The following is a 16,459-nucleotide window of genomic DNA, read 5'->3' as shown; positions in this document are numbered from 1 at the left end:
CAAGCGGCGCATGATAAACATAGGAGACAAACACCATGACCGTTTCTCGCCCGAGGCCTGTACCCGGCTGCCCCGCCCGCCGCGCGTTCGCCGCACTGGCCCTGCTTGCCAGTGGGCTAGGCCTGGCGGCCCAGCCCGCGCGCGCCGCGGACTACCCCGAACGTCCGATCAAAATGATCGTGCCGTTCGGTCCCGGCACCACCACCGACACCGTCGCCCGCATGATGGGCGACGCCATGGCGAAATCGCTGGGCCAACCCGTCATCATCGAGAACAAGGCGGGCGCGGGTGGTTCCATCGGCACCGAATTCGTCGCCCGTTCGCCAGCGGACGGCTACACCGTCATCATGGGCACCGTCGGCACGCATGCCATCAACAAGGCGCTGTATCCGAAGCTGGGCTATGACCCCTTGCGCGACTTCACGTCCGTCGCCATGGTCGGCTCCACGCCCACCCTGCTGGTGGTCGGCGCCGGCTCGCCGATCCGCGATCTCAAGGACCTGGCCGCCGCAGCCGCGAAACCGGGCGGAGTCAGCTTTGCCTCGGCCGGCACCGGTACCTCGGGACACTTGGCGGGAGAGTTGTTGAAATCGCGCCTGGGCGGCACCATGGTGCACATCCCCTACAAGGAAGGCAGCCAGGCGCTGACCGACGTCATGTCGGGCCAAGCCCAGTTCATGTTCTACCACCCCATTGCCGTGCTGCCGCACATCAAGTCCGGCAAGCTGCGCGCGCTGGGCGTTTCCGGCATGCGGCGCAGCGCGTCCGCGCCGGACGTGCCGACCATCGCCGAACAGCTGGGCGGAAATTTCGACCTGCAAGCGTGGTTCATGATCTACGCGCCAGCCGCAACTCCCGCCCCGGCCCTGCAAAAGCTGCGTGACACCGCTGCAGCCGCTCTGGCGAATCCGGACATCATGACCAAGCTGGAGGCCCAAGGGGTGGAGAAGAACAACGTGCCGATGGCGGACATCGACAAGTTCGGACAGGACGAACTGGCGAAATGGTCGGACCTGATCAGGCAGTCCGGCGCCCAGGCCAACTAGCGGCCGGCCGCAGCTACGGAACCCGACGGCGCCCTGGCAAGGCGCCATCCCGTCAAGCGTTGGCCGGCTTCGCCAGATTCCACATCAGCGCCCGGAACGGCGCCAGCATGCTGATATTGACCGCGAGCTTGATCGCCAGGTCGCCCATCATCCAGGTCATCCACGGCGCGCCAGTCGCGGCGAAGGCGACGCTGAAGAACACCGCGGTGTCCAGGATCGCGCCCAGCACGCCCGACACCAGCGGCGCGCGCCACCAGCGCTGGTCGCGCAGGCGGTCGAACACCTGGATGTCGACCAGCTGCGCGCAGATGTAAGCCAGGCCCGAGGCCAGCGCGATGCGCGGCGAAGCCACCCATACCGACACCACCAGGGCCGCGCCAAAGCCGAACCAGACCACCCGGCGCGCGGCCGCCGGGCCGAAACGGCGGTTCAGCACATCGGTGACCAGGAACGCGATCGGGTAGGACAGCCCGCCCCAGGTCAGCCAGTCATTCAGCGGCACCTGGACCAGGATGTTCGAGCCCACCACCACCACCAGCATGCACAGCACGGCAATGGCGAACTGCGGCCGGCTCATCAGCGCAAAGCGCCGGGAGGCCGCGTTCCCGCCTGCGGCCGTCATTTCCCGAACTCCTCCGCCAGCTCGCGCGAGCGTTGGGCGGCGGCAGCCATGGCGTTCTCGACGATGCCGGCAAAGCCCGCGGCGCCGAAGGCGTTGAGCGCGGCGGCCGTGGTGCCGCCCTTGGAGGTCACGCGTTCGCGCAAGGTAGACAGCGGCTCCGAGGATTCCGCCGCCAGGCGCGTGGCGCCGGCCAGGGTGCCGAGCGCCAGCTGCTTGGCCTGTTCGGCCGTCAGGCCGACCTTCTGGCCGCCCGCCACCAGCGCTTCCAGGAACAGGAAGACATAGGCCGGACCGCTGCCGGACAAGGCCGTCACGCCGTCGAGCGCGGCATCGTCGGCCACCCACACCACTTCGCCCACGCTGGACAGCAAACGGCCGGCCAGTTCGCGGTCGGCGGCGTCCACCCCGTCCAGCGCCGCCAGGCCGGTGATGCCGGCGCCCACCAGGGCGGGCGTATTGGGCATGCAGCGCACCAGCCGCTTGAACGGCGCTTCGGGCGTGCCCAGCCAGGCGGCCAGCGTGTCGGCGCGTATGCCAGCCGCCACGCTTACCACCAAAGTGTCTTCGCGCAGCCATTGACGCGCGGAAGCCACAACGTCTTTCATGTTCTGTGGCTTGACAGCGAACACCCAGACGCGACACCGCGCCAGTGCCTCGCCCGGGGCCGCCGCGGTGGTCATTCCGCGAGCCTGCCAGGCGGCGTGCGAATCCTGGTTTATGTCAATGACATGAATGTGGTCAGCGGCGCATACTTTGCCGGCCAGTCCCGAGGCCAGGGCGGCTGCCATATTGCCGCCGCCAATGAACGCAATCGAAAGTTCGTTTTTCATAGGGGCCGATTGTAGACGGTAGTGCTCATTGGGGAAAAAAAGAAAAATGTTCGTTCGCGCCTGAAACGCGCAATTTGACAGGCGTTTAGAGTGATGTGAAAGTCACGCTTTTGTCACAAACAATTCATAAGGTGTCGTGTTTTCCGCGCCCGGACAACCCGGTCGCGTCACGCCCAACTGGAGGAACCTCTCTATGCGATCCCATCGTATTGCCCTAACCTTTGCCGCCATCATGACGGCTTTCGCAGGCGCCTCCGCGCATGCCGCCACCGAGATCCAATTCTGGCACTCGATGGAAGGCGCGCTGGGCGACCGCGTGAACGGCCTGGTCGACGAATTCAACAAAAAGAACCCCGACTACCAAATCAAGGCAGTCTACAAGGGCAACTACGGTGAATCCATGAATGCCGGCATCGCCGCGTTCCGCGCCGGCAATGCCCCCGACATCCTCCAGGTGTTCGAAGTCGGCACCGCCACCATGATGTACGCCAAGGGCGCCATCAAGCCGGTGCAGCAGATGTCCGAGGAAGTGGGCAACCCGATAGATCCCAAGGAATTCATCGGCGCCGTGGCCGGCTACTACTCGTCGGCCGACGGCAAGCTGGTGTCGATGCCCTTCAACAGCTCGACCGTGGTGTTCTACTACAACAAGGACGCCTTCAAGAAGGCAGGCCTGGACGCCGACAAGCCGCCCAAGACCTGGGAAGAGCTGGCCGCCGCCGGCCAGAAGCTGAAGGCCGCCGGCCAGGAATGCGGCTACACCACCTCGTGGCCGTCGTGGGTCCAGCTGGAAACGTTCTCGGCTTGGCATAACGTGCCTTACGCCACCAAGGACAACGGTTTCGGCGGCCTGGACGCCCGCATCGCCATCAACACCCCGCTGCACGTGCGCCACCTGGACAACCTGGCCAAGCTGGGCAAGGAAGGCATCTTCATGTACGGCGGCCGCGGCGACGAGCCGAACTCGCTGTTCATCAGCGGCAAGTGCGCCATGATCACCGGCTCGTCCGGCCTGCGCGCCAACATCGCCAAGAACGCCAAGTTCGAATTCGGCACCTCGACCCTGCCCTACTACGCCGACGTCCAAGGCGCGCCGCAGAACACCATCATCGGCGGCGCTTCGCTGTGGGTCTTCGCCAACAAGAAGCCGGAAACCTACAAGGGCGTGACCGCGTTCTTCAAGTTCCTGGCCAGCCCGGAAATCGCCGCCCGCTGGCACCAGCAGACCGGCTACGTGCCTGTCACCAAGGCCGCCTACGAGCTGACCAAGAAGGAAGGCTTCTACGACAAGAACCCGGGCACCGAAGTCGGCGTCAAGCAATTGAACGTTGAAACCACCGCCCAATCCCGCGGCCTGCGCCTGGGCTTCCTGCCGCAGATCCGCGAAATCGAAGATGCCGAAATCGAACGCATCGTGTCCGGCAAGGTCACTGCCAAGGACGGCGCCGAGAACATCGTCAAGCGCGGCAACGAACTGCTGGAAAAATTCGAGAAGAGTGTAAAGTAACGCCCTTCCGCGATGCCGCCCGGCCCTGTCAATCGGTATTTTCCATGCCGTAACAAGGACTTGGGCTGGTTTGCACTAGGCAGTACAAGGCTTAAGGCCCTGGGTTTTTAGGGCTTTAAGCCTGTCGCATTTTACGAAGGCGGTTTCAGGCGGCGGTTACTCCAACCGCCGCTTTTCTGTACCTTGGGTTCCCCCTATGGAAAAACGTGTTGTATTCGGGCACAAGACCTTGCCCTATCTGCTGCTCCTGCCGCAGATCATCATTACCGTGGTCTTCTTCTTCCTGCCTGCCGGCCAGGCCATGTGGCAATCGCTGCGGCTGGAAGATGCTTTCGGACTGTCCTCCGAGTTCGTCGGACTGGACAATTTCAAGGAACTGTTCTCGCAACAGGCCTACCTGGATTCCTTCCGCGTCACCGCCGTCTTCTCGATCCTCGTGGCGGTGGTCGGCCTGGGCGTGTCCTTGCTGCTGGCGGTCATGGCAGATCGCGTCATCCGCGGCGCCGGCCTCTACAAGACGCTGCTGATCTGGCCCTACGCCGTCGCCCCTGCCGTGGTCGGTGTGCTGTGGCTGTTCATGTTCTCGCCGTCGGTCGGCATCCTGGCGGTGGCGCTGAACCACTCCGGCGTCGACTGGAACCCGCGTTTGAACGGCAATCAGGCCATGACCCTGGTGCTGATCGCCGCCGTGTGGAAGCAGGTGTCGTACAACTTCCTGTTCTTCCTGGCCGGCCTGCAATCGATTCCGCGCTCGCTCATCGAAGCCGCCGCGATCGACGGCGCCAGCCCGTCGCGCCGCTTCTGGAGCATCGTGTTCCCGCTGCTCTCGCCCACCACCTTCTTCTTGCTGGTGGTCAACATCATCTACGCCTTCTTCGACACCTTCGCCGTGGTGGACACGACCACGCAGGGCGGTCCGGGCACGTCGACCTCGATCCTGGTCTACAAGGTGTACAGCGACGGCTTCCGCGGCCTGGACCTCGGCTCGTCCGCGGCGCAGTCGGTGGTGCTGATGTTCATTGTGATTGCCTTGACGGTCGTGCAGTTCCGCTACGTCGACCGCAAAGTGCAGTATTGATTTTGTCCGAGGCTATAAACAATGGTTGAACGCCGTCCCTGGCTGGATATTCTGGCCCACGTCATTCTGCTCTGCGGCGTGGCGATGGTGGCATTTCCGCTTTACGTCACTTTCGTCGCGTCCACCCAGACCGCGCAGGAAGTGGCGTCCGCGCCGATGTCCCTCATCCCCGGCAAGCATTTCGTCGACAACTACATGCAGGCGCTGTTCGGCGGCTCGTCCGGCGGTTCGTCGGGCGCGCCCGTGGGCCGCATGATGTACGTCAGCCTGATCATGGCGCTGGCGATTTCCATCGGCAAGATTGCCATCTCGCTGCTGTCGGCCTTCGCGGTGGTCTACTTCCGCTTCCCCGGCCGCATGTTCTTCTTCTGGATGATCTTCGTCACGCTGATGCTGCCCGTCGAAGTCCGCATCGCGCCCACCTACAAGGTCGTGGCCGATCTCGGCCTGCTCAACAGCTACGCCGGCCTGACCCTGCCGCTGATCGCCTCGGCGACGGCGACCTTCCTGTTCCGCCAGTTCTTCCTGACGGTGCCCGACGAGCTGATCGAGGCCGCGCGCATCGACGGCGCGGGCCCGGTGCGCTTCTTCCGCGACGTGCTGCTGCCCTTGTCCAAGACCAGCATCGCCGCGCTGTTCGTGATCCAGTTCATCTATGGCTGGAACCAGTACCTGTGGCCGCTGCTGGTCACCACGCAGGAAGACATGTACCCCGTCGTCATCGGCATCAAGCGGATGATCAGCGGCGGCGACAGCGTGACCGAATGGAACATCACCATGGCCACCGCCATGCTCGCGATGATCCCGCCGGCGCTGGTCGTCATCCTGATGCAGAAATGGTTCGTCAAGGGTCTGGTCGACACTGAAAAGTGACGCTTACCCACGCTCTCGCCCCCGAACACGACTCCGAACACGAATAACTCATGGCTACTCTAAGCTTCCGCAACGTCAAGAAAACCTATGCCGGCAACGTGCCGGTCATCCATGGCATCGACATGGACGTCAAGGATGGTGAATTCATCGTCATCGTCGGCCCCTCGGGCTGCGGCAAATCCACGCTGATGCGCATGGTCGCCGGCCTGGAAACCGTCACCGGCGGTGAAATCCTCATCGACGACAAGGTCGTCAACAATCTGGAACCCGCCGAGCGCGACATCGCGATGGTGTTCCAGAACTACGCGCTCTACCCTCACATGACCGTGTTCGAGAACATGGCCTACGGCTTGAAGATCCGCAAGTTCTCCAAGGACGAGATCAAGAAGCGCGTGGACGCGGCAGCACAAATCCTGGAACTGGGCCATCTGCTGGACCGCCGCCCGCGCGCGCTGTCCGGCGGCCAGCGCCAGCGCGTGGCCATGGGCCGCGCCATCGTGCGCGAACCCAAGGTGTTCCTGTTCGACGAACCGCTGTCGAACCTGGACGCCAAGCTGCGCGTGGCGATGCGCCTGGAAATCATGAAGCTGCACCGCCGCCTGGGCACCACCAGCCTGTACGTGACCCACGACCAGGTCGAGGCCATGACCCTGGCGCACCGCATGATCGTCATGTACCAGGGCGTGCCCGAGCAGATCGGCACGCCGATGGAAGTGTTCGAAAAACCCGCCTCGACCTTCGTGGCCGGCTTCATCGGCTCGCCGCCGATGAACCTGATGGAAGTCAACGTGGCGGGCGACGGCACGGTGCAGACGCTGGACGGCACCGCGCTGGAGATCTCGCCGCTGCAGGTGCCCTCGCAGGTGCGCGGCCGCAAGATCATCATGGGCATGCGCCCCGAGCACATGCTGCTGAACACCCAGGGCGTGCCGGCCGAAGTCGAGATGGTCGAAACGCTGGGCTCCGAGCAACTGGTCCACAGCCGCTGCGGCAAGAGCATGCTGGTCGTGCGCTGCACCACGCGCCAGTTGTCGGAGTCGTCGGCCAAGGTCGGCGACCGCGTCAACCTGGGCCCGGACGGCCGCCATCCGCTGCACTGGTTCGAGGCCGACAGCGGCCGCCGCGTGCAAGGCCTGTAAAGCCACATCCCTGGACGCAAGCGGCGGCGACGCCCGCCCGCTTGCGCCTTGCCCGCTCCCGGCCGGGAGCAGGCTTTCCCCCCCATCAATACGAGTACGTCATCATGGTGCCGATGGTGTACTGCGCGCGGTCCTTTACGATGGGGCTGTCCGCCGCGTCACCGTACAGGCGCCGTGCTTCCGCCGCCGTGGTCCACGACCAGGACTTGGAGAGCGGCACCGTCCAGGTGGCGCCCAGGCCGATGCTTTCGAGACCGCCCTTGGGCGTGTACTTGCGGTAGCCGGACTTCGCCGACTGGTTGCCGCTCACGCCATACCAGGTGCGCATGTAGTTGCCGTCGCCGAAGGTGCCGGACAGCGCCAGCGATATCGCCCCGGCGCTGCCCTCGTACACCGTGGTGCTGGCTCCCAGGTTGAACATGGTGTAGGCGCTGCCCACGTCGCGGTTGTCGCCCTTCTTGAAGGCATGCGCCACCGTCGCCGACAGGGTCACGGGGCCCAGCGTCGTTTCCGCGTCCATGCCGATCTGCGCGCGGCTTTCGATGTCGCCCATGCCACGCAGCTTGTCCGATCCCTGGAACCCCTTCTTGTGGTCCTTGCGCGAAGCGCTGGGCGCAAGATAGAAGCGGAACGTGCTGTCCAGCGCCTGGGTTTCCCAGCCCAGGCCGTGGTCGGTGCTGAGGAAGAAGCCGCCTGGGCTGCGCACGCCCAGGCCGATGATCGGCACGGCGGAATACTCGTCGCTGCCGCTGTAGCGCGGCGCGTAGCCCGCGCCCAGCGTGCCGTAGAACAGCCATTCGTCGGCCGCCCCCTCCCCGGTCGCCACCGTCAACCCGCGCGAGCTGGCTCCGCGCTGGCCGTAGACGGAACTGGTCGCCGCGTCATCGGCCAGGGACAATCCCGGGACTAAAGCCAGCAGGCACGCGGCGGCGCCACCGCGCGTAAACAGGGAAGAACGGATTTTTCGCTTCATAACAGCTTCCAAGAAACGAGGTTGAGGGGGGGGGTAAAACCGTTGAGCCGCGATTGGCCCGATCTATTGGGTGATTGCGCCCTGCTTGGCCTGGCGCATCAGCGCCATCGCCATCGTCGACACCGACATCACCAGCGGTTCGCTCGTGTCGGAGTTGCTCATGACCAGGACCGCGAGCTTGTCGCGCGGCGCCAGCACGAAGCGGGAGTGGAAGGCTTCGGTGGCGCCGCTGTGCTGACGCAAGGGCATGCCGGCGATGTCCTCGCCACAGGGCGCCGCCAGCCAGGACAAGGCCAGGCGGCACTCCAGCGCCAGCCCGCCCTGCACCGTTTCCATGTCCAGCACGGCGCGGGCCGATTCGGCGTTCAGCACGCGGCGGCCTTGGTAGAGGCCTTCGGCGAAAAGCATGCTGGAGAAACGCGCCATTTCCGAAGTGCTGAGCCACAAGCCGTCGGCCGCTTCGTTCGGCTGGGGCGCCTCGGCCCAGGGCGCGCCCTGGCGGTAGCCCGAGGCGCGCAGCTCGAGCATGCGGGGATCGGGATGGAAACCCGCGCGCGGCATGTTCAGCGGCTGCAGGATGGTGCGGCGCACGTAGGCGTCGAACGGTTCGCTCGCCACGTGCGCGACCATGTCGCCCAGCAAGGCGTAGGCCATGTCGGCGCGCGCGCGCCCCATGGTGTCTTCCAGCGATCCGGGGTGCACGGCCAGCAGATTGCGGGCGGTGAAGGGATGCGCGCCCAGCCATTGCATGGCGCCGCGGCGCGGCTGGATGTCCCAGTTGGGCAAGGCCTGCGAGGCCGGCTGGTCCAGCGCCAGGCGCCCGTCATCGGCGGCGCGCAGCACGCCCGCGGCCGTGACGATCTTGGTGATGGCGCCTACGCGGTACAGCGTGTCGCTGGAAGCGCTGCGATGGCGCAGCGGGTCCGCGTAGCCAAAGCCCGTGCTCCACACCACGCGCTGGTCGTCGACGATGGCGATCGACAGGCCCGGCACGCCGGACGCATCCATGTCATACGGGATGCGCTGCGCCAAATAACCGACGACAGCCTGGTAATCGCCCTGCGCAATGGGAGGCGGCGCCTCGGGCGGCACGCCCTGGCAACCGCCCGCGGCGACCAGCAACATACCTACGGCAACCAGGCGGCTGAGGGAAAACATGGCTAGCGGCAATGCCTCTGTGGAGAACTGCCGTCATGCTATCCAGGCGCCCGCCCGCGATCTTTCCCGCTTTGTATGGAGTTTGTGAAGATTGCGGCGGCGGATTGTGAAGTTTGTTTACGTTGTGCCTGAGCGCGCCGCGCCAGCGCTCAGGCGGTCTTCCAGGCGATTACGAAACGCGCGCCGCCCAGGGGGCTGTCGCTCGCCTGCACCGTGCCGTTGTGCCAACGGGCCACGCGGCTCACGATGGCCAAGCCCAGCCCCACGCCGCCCGTGCCGCGGTCGCGGCTTTCGTCCAGGCGGATAAAGGGCTCGAAAACTCGCTCGCGGTCCGCGGGCGGGATGCCGGGGCCGTCATCGTCCACGATCAGCACGTACTCGCGCGCGCCCGGGCTGATCAGGCTGACCTGGACCTGGCGGCCGGCATGCCGGATGGCGTTCTGCAGCAGGTTGAGCAAGGCGCGCGTCATGTAGCGCTGATGCAGATGCACCTCGGGCACCTGGCATAGCGCCACCTCGCAGCGTACACCCGACACGCCGGCCTCGAAACCCGCGTGCTGCACCACCGAATCCAGCCAGCCGCGCGCATCCTGCGGCTGCAGCGCCACGCCGTCGCCCTTGTGTTCCAGGCGCGCGTACATCAGCAACTCCGAGGCCATGGCATCCAGCTCGGCCACGTCGCTCTTCATTTCCTCGACCAGGCGCTTGCGTGCGGCGGGATCGTCCTCGCGGTCCATCATGTCCAGCTCGAACGACAGGCGCGCGATCGGCGTGCGCAGCTCGTGCGACACGGCGTTGGTCAGGTCGCGCTGGTTACCCACCAGCGCACTGATGCGGTCGGACATCTGGTTGAAGGTATCGCCCAGGTTGCGGATGCTGGAATGTCGCGACAGACGGGCCCGCGCCTGCAGATCGCCCTGTCCCATGCGCTGGGCGGCGGTCTTCAGGGCTTCCAGGTCGCGCCAGATGGGCAGCGCCCACACCAGCATGAACGCGCACAGCAGCAGGCCCAGGGCAGAGTACACCGCGGCCATCAGCCACGGTGCGATGGACGGCTCGGGCGGCAGCTTGACCTCCAGCCATTGCCCGCCCGGACCGGGAATCGCCGCCACAAAGGTCTGCTGCTTGTCGCGCACAAAGAAGCTGCCGACATCGACCATGGCGCGCTCGTCCTGAGTGGCGCCGTAGCTGTCGGCATCGACCACCTTGAGCGCCAGGCCGTAGTGCGGCGCCAGCGCGTCGCGCACGTGCGCCTCGCGCTCGGCGGGCGGCACGAGGGCCAGTTCCTGCACCAGACTGTGGATCTGGCCCCGCACCGCTTCGCGCGCGTAGGCGTCGCTGACGGGCTCGAAGAAGTAGTTGGCGGACCGGTCCACGACTTCGTTGGAAATGACGAAGCCCACCGCCAGCACCACGAACAGCCGCAGGACAAACTTAAGCATCACCGCCCTCGTGTGCCTTGGGCGAGAACAGATAGCCCTTGCCCCACACGGTCTTGATGCGCGCCGGATCGCGCGGGTCGTCGTCCAGCTTGCGCCGCAGTTTGCTGACGCAGACGTCGACGCTGCGGTCCAGCCCGTTGAACTCGATGCCGCGCACGGCGTTGAGCAGGTCGTCGCGGGTCAGCACCTGGCCAGCCTGGCTGGCCAGCGCCCAGAGCATTTCGAACTCCATCGTGGTCAGGTCCACCTCCGAACCCGCATGGACCACGGCGCGCGTGCGCCGGTCTATGACCAGGGGACCGAACTCCAGGCGCTCCGGCGGCTCGTCCAGCTGGCTGTGCCGCCGCAGCAGCGCCCGCACCCGCGCCAGCAGCACGCGCGGTTCCACGGGCTTGATGACGTAGTCGTCCGCGCCCGATTCCAGGCCCAGGATCTGGTCCAGGTCGTCTTCGCGGGCTGTCAGCATCAGGATAGGCGCCGATGAAAACGCGCGCAGGTCGCGGCAGACCTGCAGGCCGTCGCGGCCGGGCAGCATCAGGTCCAGGATGGTGATGGCCGGGTCATGCCTGCGGAAAGCCTCCACCGCGTGATCGCCGCGGTAGGCCTGGGCGACATTGAAACCGTGCTGCTCCAGGAACTGCGCGATCAGGCGCGAGAGTTTCGGATCGTCTTCGACTAACAGGGCCTTGGTCATGGTGTCCCGACAGAAAAAAGTGAGGTCGATGGCGCCGCATTCTACGCAATCGCAGCGGGTTCGCCTTCGACAGGGAGCGTCGCTATCGGGTTCCCGCCGCGCCTGGCATTGAAAAACCTGGCAGGAAAATCAGGGTTTCCGGCCAGGTTTTGTCCAAACCACACATGATTCCGTCGTTCAAGCGACGGCGCGCCTCAGAATTTATGCCTGACGCCGACGGACACGGACAGTTGCTGGCCGCTACTCGACGGCAAGTTGTTGTAGATCTGCGCGAACCTCGCGTCGCCAGCCGCCTTTTGAGCAATGCCGACCAGGAAAACGTCGGTCCGCTTCGAAAGGAACCAGTCGATGCCTGCGTCCAGCTGGTGCCACCTGGGCCGTTCGCCGGTCCGACGATAACGGCCATCGGTATAAATGTAACCCAGGCCGATCAGCACGCTGGGCGTGATGTAGTTGGTCACGGTGACTTCATAATTGCTCAGGCCCAGCCGCGAATGATCCAGGTAGTCGAACTGGGAGTGCGTGTACATCAGCGAGAGCTTGGTCGCTCCAAACGTGTATGACCCTCCCGCGCCATACATCTCTTGCTGGTCCACCGCGGCGCCTGCCTGGCTTTTCACGAACGGCGACGTGTAGCCGTAATCGCCCGAGACCGCGCCGTCGGCATTCGATTTGCTGTTGGGCTTGTTGACGACGTGGTAGGCAATGCCCGCGCTGAATGGTCCGTCCGCGTAGGTCAGCGCCGTATTGAAATCGTTGTTGTCGGAAGATCCGGCTGTCTTGTTGGCAAACGCGTAGCCCGCCAGCCATTGGAAACCCGCCAGCGTCGGACTCTTGTACTGGACCGCATTGTTCTCGCGGAATGTCGTAAAGACGTTGTCGTTGTCGCCGATAGGCACGCCGTAGGTTGCGAACTGCACCGCAGCCTCATACGCGGCCAGGCTTTGCGCCATCGTATCGGCCTGGCGACCGAATGTCAGTTGGCCCAGCCGGTCATTGGCCAGACCGACAAAGGCCGCGCGACCGAACAGGCGCCCGCCTTGGCTCATGCTGCCGCTGTTCAGGCTGAACCCGCCTTCCAGATTGAAGATTGCGCGATCGCCGTCACCGAGGTCTTCCGAGCCTTTCATGCCGAATCGCGGCCCCTGCTGAACGCCGCTTGCCGTTTGCAGCTTACTGCCCCCGGCCGCATTGTTCGTGTACATCACCCCTTGCGACAGCAGGCCGTACAAGGTGACGTTTCCGGCGCTGGCTGGCTGCGCCGCGGCGGCCAGCAGGCAAGACAGAAGCAGACGACTTTTCATTCCATTCCCCTGAATTTGATGATTTGGATTTCTCGCCGGGACGCCACTGTCACGGCGAGCACAAACGACAGCGCCACAGGCGCTGGACCAGCACTAGGAAACACTCGGGATCAACAGAGAAAGGCGCGAGACTTCAGGCTCGTCGGCGCCCGGGAAGTCCGGGATAACTGGGCGCCGGCGAGAAGTGAGGAGATCGTTGAAGCACCCATCGTCATAATTCGCAAATAATTTCTATATTTATAAATTTTTGCCGAATTAACAAATATAGGGACTTTCCACCGATAACGACTCACATGGGTATGATTACCAAATTGTGCAAATATCGCCGGAACGATAAGTCGCCATGCAGAAGCCCACGCTGTCCGAACAAGCCTATGCACGCTTGCAGCATGACCTGCTGACTGGCGTCTTCGAGTCGGGCGAGAAAATGCAGCCGCAAGCGCTGCAGGAGCGTTACGGCCTGGGAACCAGTCCTATCCGGGAGGCCTTGTTGCTGCTCAGCCGCGACGGCCTCGTGCGGAGTCAAGGCCAACGCGGTTTTCGGGTGGCCGAGCTGTCGCGCGTGGATCTGCTGGACATCACCCGGGCGCGTCAGCAGATCGAAGCGGCATTGCTGCGCGACGCCATCGAGCATGGCGACGAAGATTGGGGCGCCCAGATCGTTGCGGCCTTCTACAAACTCACGCACACGCCCGTGCCGTCCCAGGGAGACGCCGACTCGAAGCGTCGCTGGGAAACGGCCCATTCGCAGTTCCATTTCGCCCTGTTCGACGCGGCGCAGTCGGGATGGCTACGCAGGCTCGACGAGCAGCTGGTGCTCAATTCCGAGCGTTACCGCCATACGCCCATCAATGGCAAGCTGCCGCTAGCCATGACCGAAAGGGATATGGAGAAAGACCACCGCGAGTTGATGGATGCCGTGCTGGCCCGCGATGCGGACCGCGCCTGCGCATTGCTCATGATTCACATCGAGGAAACCGCGGCGGTGGTCGGGCCTCATCTGTGACGCAAAAAAAATCGGACCGGAAGACTATCGCTTCCGGCCCGATTTTCCATGCAACGGCAAGCCGTTGCGCCGCTGACGCAGGCCTGGGGCCCGCAGCAGGATTTACTTGTAGACGGTCTTGGAGCCGTCCTTGTGCCAGGTGAACACGTCGAACTGGAAGTTCGTCAGGTCGCCTTGCTTGTTCCAGGACACCTTGCCGATCGGCGTGTCGAAGGAATTGGCGTGCAGGTACTTGGCGACCTTGGTCGGGTCGTCGCTGCCCGCGCCCTTGATGCCGTCCGCAATGACCTGGGTGGCCGTGTAGGCGGTCATCTGGAAGGCGCCGCTGGCGTTGCGCTTCTTGGCTTCGAAGGCCTTGACGATATCGGCGTTGGCGGCGCTCTGGGTGAAGTCGGCCGGCAGCGTCAGCAGCATGCCTTCGACGGCGTCGCCGGCGATGGCATTGATGTCGGGGTTGCCCGTGCCTTCCGGACCCATCCACTTGGCTTTCACGCCCTGTTCGGCCGCCTGACGCAGCAGCAGGCCCATTTCGGGGTGGTAGCCGCCGTAGTAGACGAAGTCCACGCCCTGGCTCTTCAACTTGGTGATGACGGCCGAGTAGTCGCTGTCGCCAGCGTTGATGCCTTCGAACACGGCGACGGCCACGCCGCCCTTCTCGAGGTCGTTCTTGACCGCGGTGGCGATGCCCTGGCCGTAGGACTGCTTGTCATGCAGCACGGCGACCTTCTTGGGCTTGATCTTGTCCAGGATGAACTTGGCGGCGGCGGGGCCTTGCTGGTCGTCGCGGCCAATGGTGCGGAAGATGAACTCGTAGTTCTTGCCGTCGGTCAGGGCCGGCGACGTCGCCGACGGCGTGACCATGACGACGCCTTCGTTGTTGTAGATGTCGGCGGCGGCGATGGTGGCGCCCGAGCACACGTGGCCCACGACGAAACCGATCTTGCTGTTGACGACGCGGTTGGCGGCGACCGGGCCTTGCTTGGGTTCGCAGCCGTCGTCGATCACGACGGTTTCCAGCTTCTTGCCGTTGATGCCGCCGGCGGCGTTGATGCGTTCGACCGCGGTATCGACCCCTTCACGGACCATATCGCCATACTGGGTGACCGCGCCGGTGGTGGGGCCGACGACGCCGATCTTGATGGTTTGCGCTTGCGCTCCCGAGGCAAACGCCAGACCGGCCGCGACGCCCAGCGCTGCGATGACCGGGGTCAGACGAAATACTGGCTTCATGTGTGGACTCCTCTAATGATTTGTAATCGTTAGTTTTTTGCACCGTGGCGAACGCCGGATCATCTCCAGGCCAAGCATGCCTGCTGGACTGCCCTTTGCAGGGGTTTCGGCCTTGGTCACGCCCGGTTGCATTGCGATTGCACGGCAAGCATACACTGAAAAATAGCCCCTTCCGGGCCCGTTTCGGACCACTTTGATACGCGTCTGATTATTGCGCTGCGGCATTCCTGGACGCTCCCGGCTTATACCCGCAGGCGTATATGCAAAAGACGATTTATTCGTTTGCGTTACTAAGACCGCGCGGCATCATGGCCGCCATGAGACTCCAACCGATCATCGTTCCCGGATGGAAAAACTCCGGGCCTCAACACTGGCAATCGCGCTGGATGGCCCTGCTGCCGCATGCGCGCCGCGTCGAGCAAAACGACTGGGAGCACCCCGCTCCCGGCGACTGGATCGCCGCGCTCGCCACCGAGGTGAACGAGGCCCGCAGCCCCGTCCTTCTGATTGCGCACAGCCTGGGCTGCCTGATCAGCGCCGCCCTGCCCGTACCGCTGCGCGCCAAGGTCGCCGGCGCCCTGCTGGTGGCGCCGGCGGACGTGGAGCGCGCCAGCGCGCCCGCCTGCTTGAGGGACTTCGCGCCCATCCCGCGCCAGTCCCTGCCCTTCCAGAGCGTGGTCGTCGCCAGCGACAACGATCCCTACTGCCAGCTGGAACGCGCCCGCGCCTTCGCGCGCGATTGGGGCAGCAGGCTGGTGATCGTGCCCGGCGCCGGCCACCTCAATGCCGACAGCGGCCTGGACGACTGGCCGCAAGGCCTGAAGCTCCTGGGCGCGCTGCGCCGCCGCGCGGTGTGGCGGGTGTCGCCGCCGCCCGAACGCATCGCGCCCATACCGGCCCGTCCGCTGTCGCATCAGGTCTGAGCGCATCGCGGCCGCTGGACGAAAAAAAACCGGAGCCGCGAGGTTCCGGTTTTTTCATGCGGCGGCTGCCGCCGCGGTCACTGCAGCAGGCTGCGCAGCATCCAGGCGTTCTTTTCGTGCACGTCCAGGCGCTGCGTCAGCAGGTCGGCCGTGGGCTGGTCGTTGGCGGCATCGGCCTTCTCGAAAGCGGCGCGCGCGGTCTTGGCGACGGATTCGTTGGCGGTCACCAGCAGGCGCACCATTTCAAGCGCTTCCGGCACCGACTCCGGCTCGGCGATCGAGGACAGCTTGCTGAATTCGCGGTAGGTGCCCGGCGCGTAATGGCCCAGCGCGCGGATGCGCTCGGCGATGCTGTCCAGCGCGTTCCACTCTTCTGTGTACTGGGTCATGAACATCAGGTGCAGCGTGTTGAACATGGGCCCCGTGACGTTCCAGTGGAAGTTGTGCGTCATCAGGTACAGCGTGTACGAGTCGGCCAGCAGCTTGGACAGTTCGCCGGCGACGGCGGCGCGGTCCTTGTCCGAGATACCGATGTTGATGCGCGGAACGCTGGAGGTCTTCTTGGGGGACTTGGCCATTGCTAGCTCCTAGGAATGTATGTGCGAAACAAGGATAACACTGCAAATGCGGCGAA

Annotated in this window: 16 protein-coding genes; 7 read left to right on the top strand and 9 right to left on the bottom strand. The window is 64.6% G+C overall.

Features of this window, described 5'->3' with window-relative positions:
• The first annotated feature begins 35 nt into the window (after window positions 1–35).
• Complete coding sequence (locus FOC84_RS28855; RefSeq protein WP_173148319.1) at window positions 36–1,046, top strand: Bug family tripartite tricarboxylate transporter substrate binding protein; 1,011 nt, start codon at window positions 36–38, stop codon at window positions 1,044–1,046.
• Window positions 1,047–1,098: 52 nt separating this feature from the next.
• On the opposite strand, the gene FOC84_RS28850 is transcribed toward FOC84_RS28855, so the two are convergent.
• Together FOC84_RS28850 and proC are read right to left on the bottom strand one after the other, a co-directional pair.
• The gene (locus tag FOC84_RS28850) at window positions 1,099–1,668 is read right to left on the bottom strand and encodes a queuosine precursor transporter (protein ID WP_254241809.1); all 570 of its coding nucleotides are present in this window, start codon (window positions 1,666–1,668) and stop codon (window positions 1,099–1,101) included.
• Window positions 1,665–2,498: a pyrroline-5-carboxylate reductase gene (proC, locus tag FOC84_RS28845; protein WP_173148317.1), complete on the bottom strand. Its 834-nt coding sequence runs from the start codon at window positions 2,496–2,498 to the stop codon at window positions 1,665–1,667. The genes FOC84_RS28850 and proC overlap by 4 nt, the downstream gene beginning before the upstream one ends.
• Window positions 2,499–2,691: 193 nt before the next feature.
• Between proC and ugpB the strand changes: the two genes are divergently transcribed.
• From ugpB to FOC84_RS28825, 4 genes are all read left to right on the top strand, one after another.
• The gene (ugpB, locus tag FOC84_RS28840) at window positions 2,692–4,005 is read left to right on the top strand and encodes a sn-glycerol-3-phosphate ABC transporter substrate-binding protein UgpB (RefSeq protein ID WP_173148315.1); all 1,314 of its coding nucleotides are present in this window, start codon (window positions 2,692–2,694) and stop codon (window positions 4,003–4,005) included.
• A 196-nt stretch (window positions 4,006–4,201) separates the two neighbouring features.
• Window positions 4,202–5,083 (top strand): sn-glycerol-3-phosphate ABC transporter permease UgpA, encoded by an 882-nt coding sequence (gene ugpA / locus FOC84_RS28835; protein ID WP_173148313.1) that lies wholly within the window; start codon window positions 4,202–4,204, stop codon window positions 5,081–5,083.
• Window positions 5,084–5,104: 21 nt separating this feature from the next.
• A complete protein-coding gene (gene ugpE, locus FOC84_RS28830) occupies window positions 5,105–5,956 on the top strand; it encodes a sn-glycerol-3-phosphate ABC transporter permease UgpE (protein WP_013393954.1) in 852 nt (283 codons plus the stop codon).
• Window positions 5,957–6,006: 50 nt separating this feature from the next.
• Window positions 6,007–7,095, top strand: a complete 1,089-nt coding sequence (locus FOC84_RS28825) for a sn-glycerol-3-phosphate import ATP-binding protein UgpC (RefSeq protein WP_173148311.1) — start codon at window positions 6,007–6,009, stop codon at window positions 7,093–7,095.
• Window positions 7,096–7,180: 85 nt separating this feature from the next.
• On the opposite strand, the gene FOC84_RS28820 is transcribed toward FOC84_RS28825, so the two are convergent.
• The 5 genes from FOC84_RS28820 to FOC84_RS28800 all read right to left on the bottom strand — a co-directional run bounded on the left by FOC84_RS28820 (window position 7,181) and on the right by FOC84_RS28800 (window position 12,594).
• Entirely contained in the window at window positions 7,181–8,068 is an 888-nt protein-coding gene (locus FOC84_RS28820) for a MipA/OmpV family protein (protein WP_173148309.1), read from the bottom strand.
• Between the two features lie 63 nt (window positions 8,069–8,131).
• Window positions 8,132–9,226: a serine hydrolase domain-containing protein gene (locus FOC84_RS28815; protein ID WP_173148307.1), complete on the bottom strand. Its 1,095-nt coding sequence runs from the start codon at window positions 9,224–9,226 to the stop codon at window positions 8,132–8,134.
• Between the two features lie 149 nt (window positions 9,227–9,375).
• A complete protein-coding gene (locus FOC84_RS28810) occupies window positions 9,376–10,668 on the bottom strand; it encodes an ATP-binding protein (protein ID WP_173148305.1) in 1,293 nt (430 codons plus the stop codon).
• Window positions 10,661–11,362, bottom strand: coding sequence for a response regulator (locus FOC84_RS28805; RefSeq protein ID WP_088140668.1), 702 nt, complete (start codon window positions 11,360–11,362; stop codon window positions 10,661–10,663). Before FOC84_RS28805 ends, FOC84_RS28810 begins: the two co-directional genes overlap by 8 nt.
• A gap of 194 nt (window positions 11,363–11,556) precedes the next feature.
• The gene (locus tag FOC84_RS28800; RefSeq protein WP_254241808.1) at window positions 11,557–12,594 is read right to left on the bottom strand and encodes a porin; all 1,038 of its coding nucleotides are present in this window, start codon (window positions 12,592–12,594) and stop codon (window positions 11,557–11,559) included.
• Window positions 12,595–13,009: 415 nt separating this feature from the next.
• On the opposite strand from FOC84_RS28800, the gene FOC84_RS28795 reads away from it, so the two are divergent.
• Window positions 13,010–13,672 carry a GntR family transcriptional regulator gene (locus FOC84_RS28795; RefSeq protein ID WP_173148301.1) on the top strand — a complete coding sequence of 221 codons (663 nt, stop codon included), beginning with the start codon at window positions 13,010–13,012 and terminating at the stop codon, window positions 13,670–13,672.
• A gap of 102 nt (window positions 13,673–13,774) precedes the next feature.
• Here FOC84_RS28795 and FOC84_RS28790 read toward each other — a convergent pair whose 3' ends face one another.
• On the bottom strand, window positions 13,775–14,902 hold the full coding sequence (locus tag FOC84_RS28790; RefSeq protein WP_173148299.1) for a branched-chain amino acid ABC transporter substrate-binding protein: 1,128 nt from the start codon (window positions 14,900–14,902) through the stop codon (window positions 13,775–13,777).
• Window positions 14,903–15,219: 317 nt separating this feature from the next.
• On the opposite strand from FOC84_RS28790, the gene FOC84_RS28785 reads away from it, so the two are divergent.
• A complete protein-coding gene (locus FOC84_RS28785; RefSeq protein WP_173148297.1) occupies window positions 15,220–15,825 on the top strand; it encodes an RBBP9/YdeN family alpha/beta hydrolase in 606 nt (201 codons plus the stop codon).
• A gap of 77 nt (window positions 15,826–15,902) precedes the next feature.
• Here the strand turns inward: FOC84_RS28785 and FOC84_RS28780 are convergent, their stop codons facing one another.
• The gene (locus FOC84_RS28780; protein WP_173148294.1) at window positions 15,903–16,403 is read right to left on the bottom strand and encodes a Dps family protein; all 501 of its coding nucleotides are present in this window, start codon (window positions 16,401–16,403) and stop codon (window positions 15,903–15,905) included.
• Window positions 16,404–16,459: the final 56 nt, after the last annotated feature.

Origin of the sequence: Achromobacter pestifer (assembly GCF_013267355.1) — a bacterium.
Lineage (GTDB): Bacteria > Pseudomonadota > Gammaproteobacteria > Burkholderiales > Burkholderiaceae_B > Achromobacter > Achromobacter pestifer_A.
This window is presented reverse-complemented; position numbering and strand designations above follow the sequence as displayed.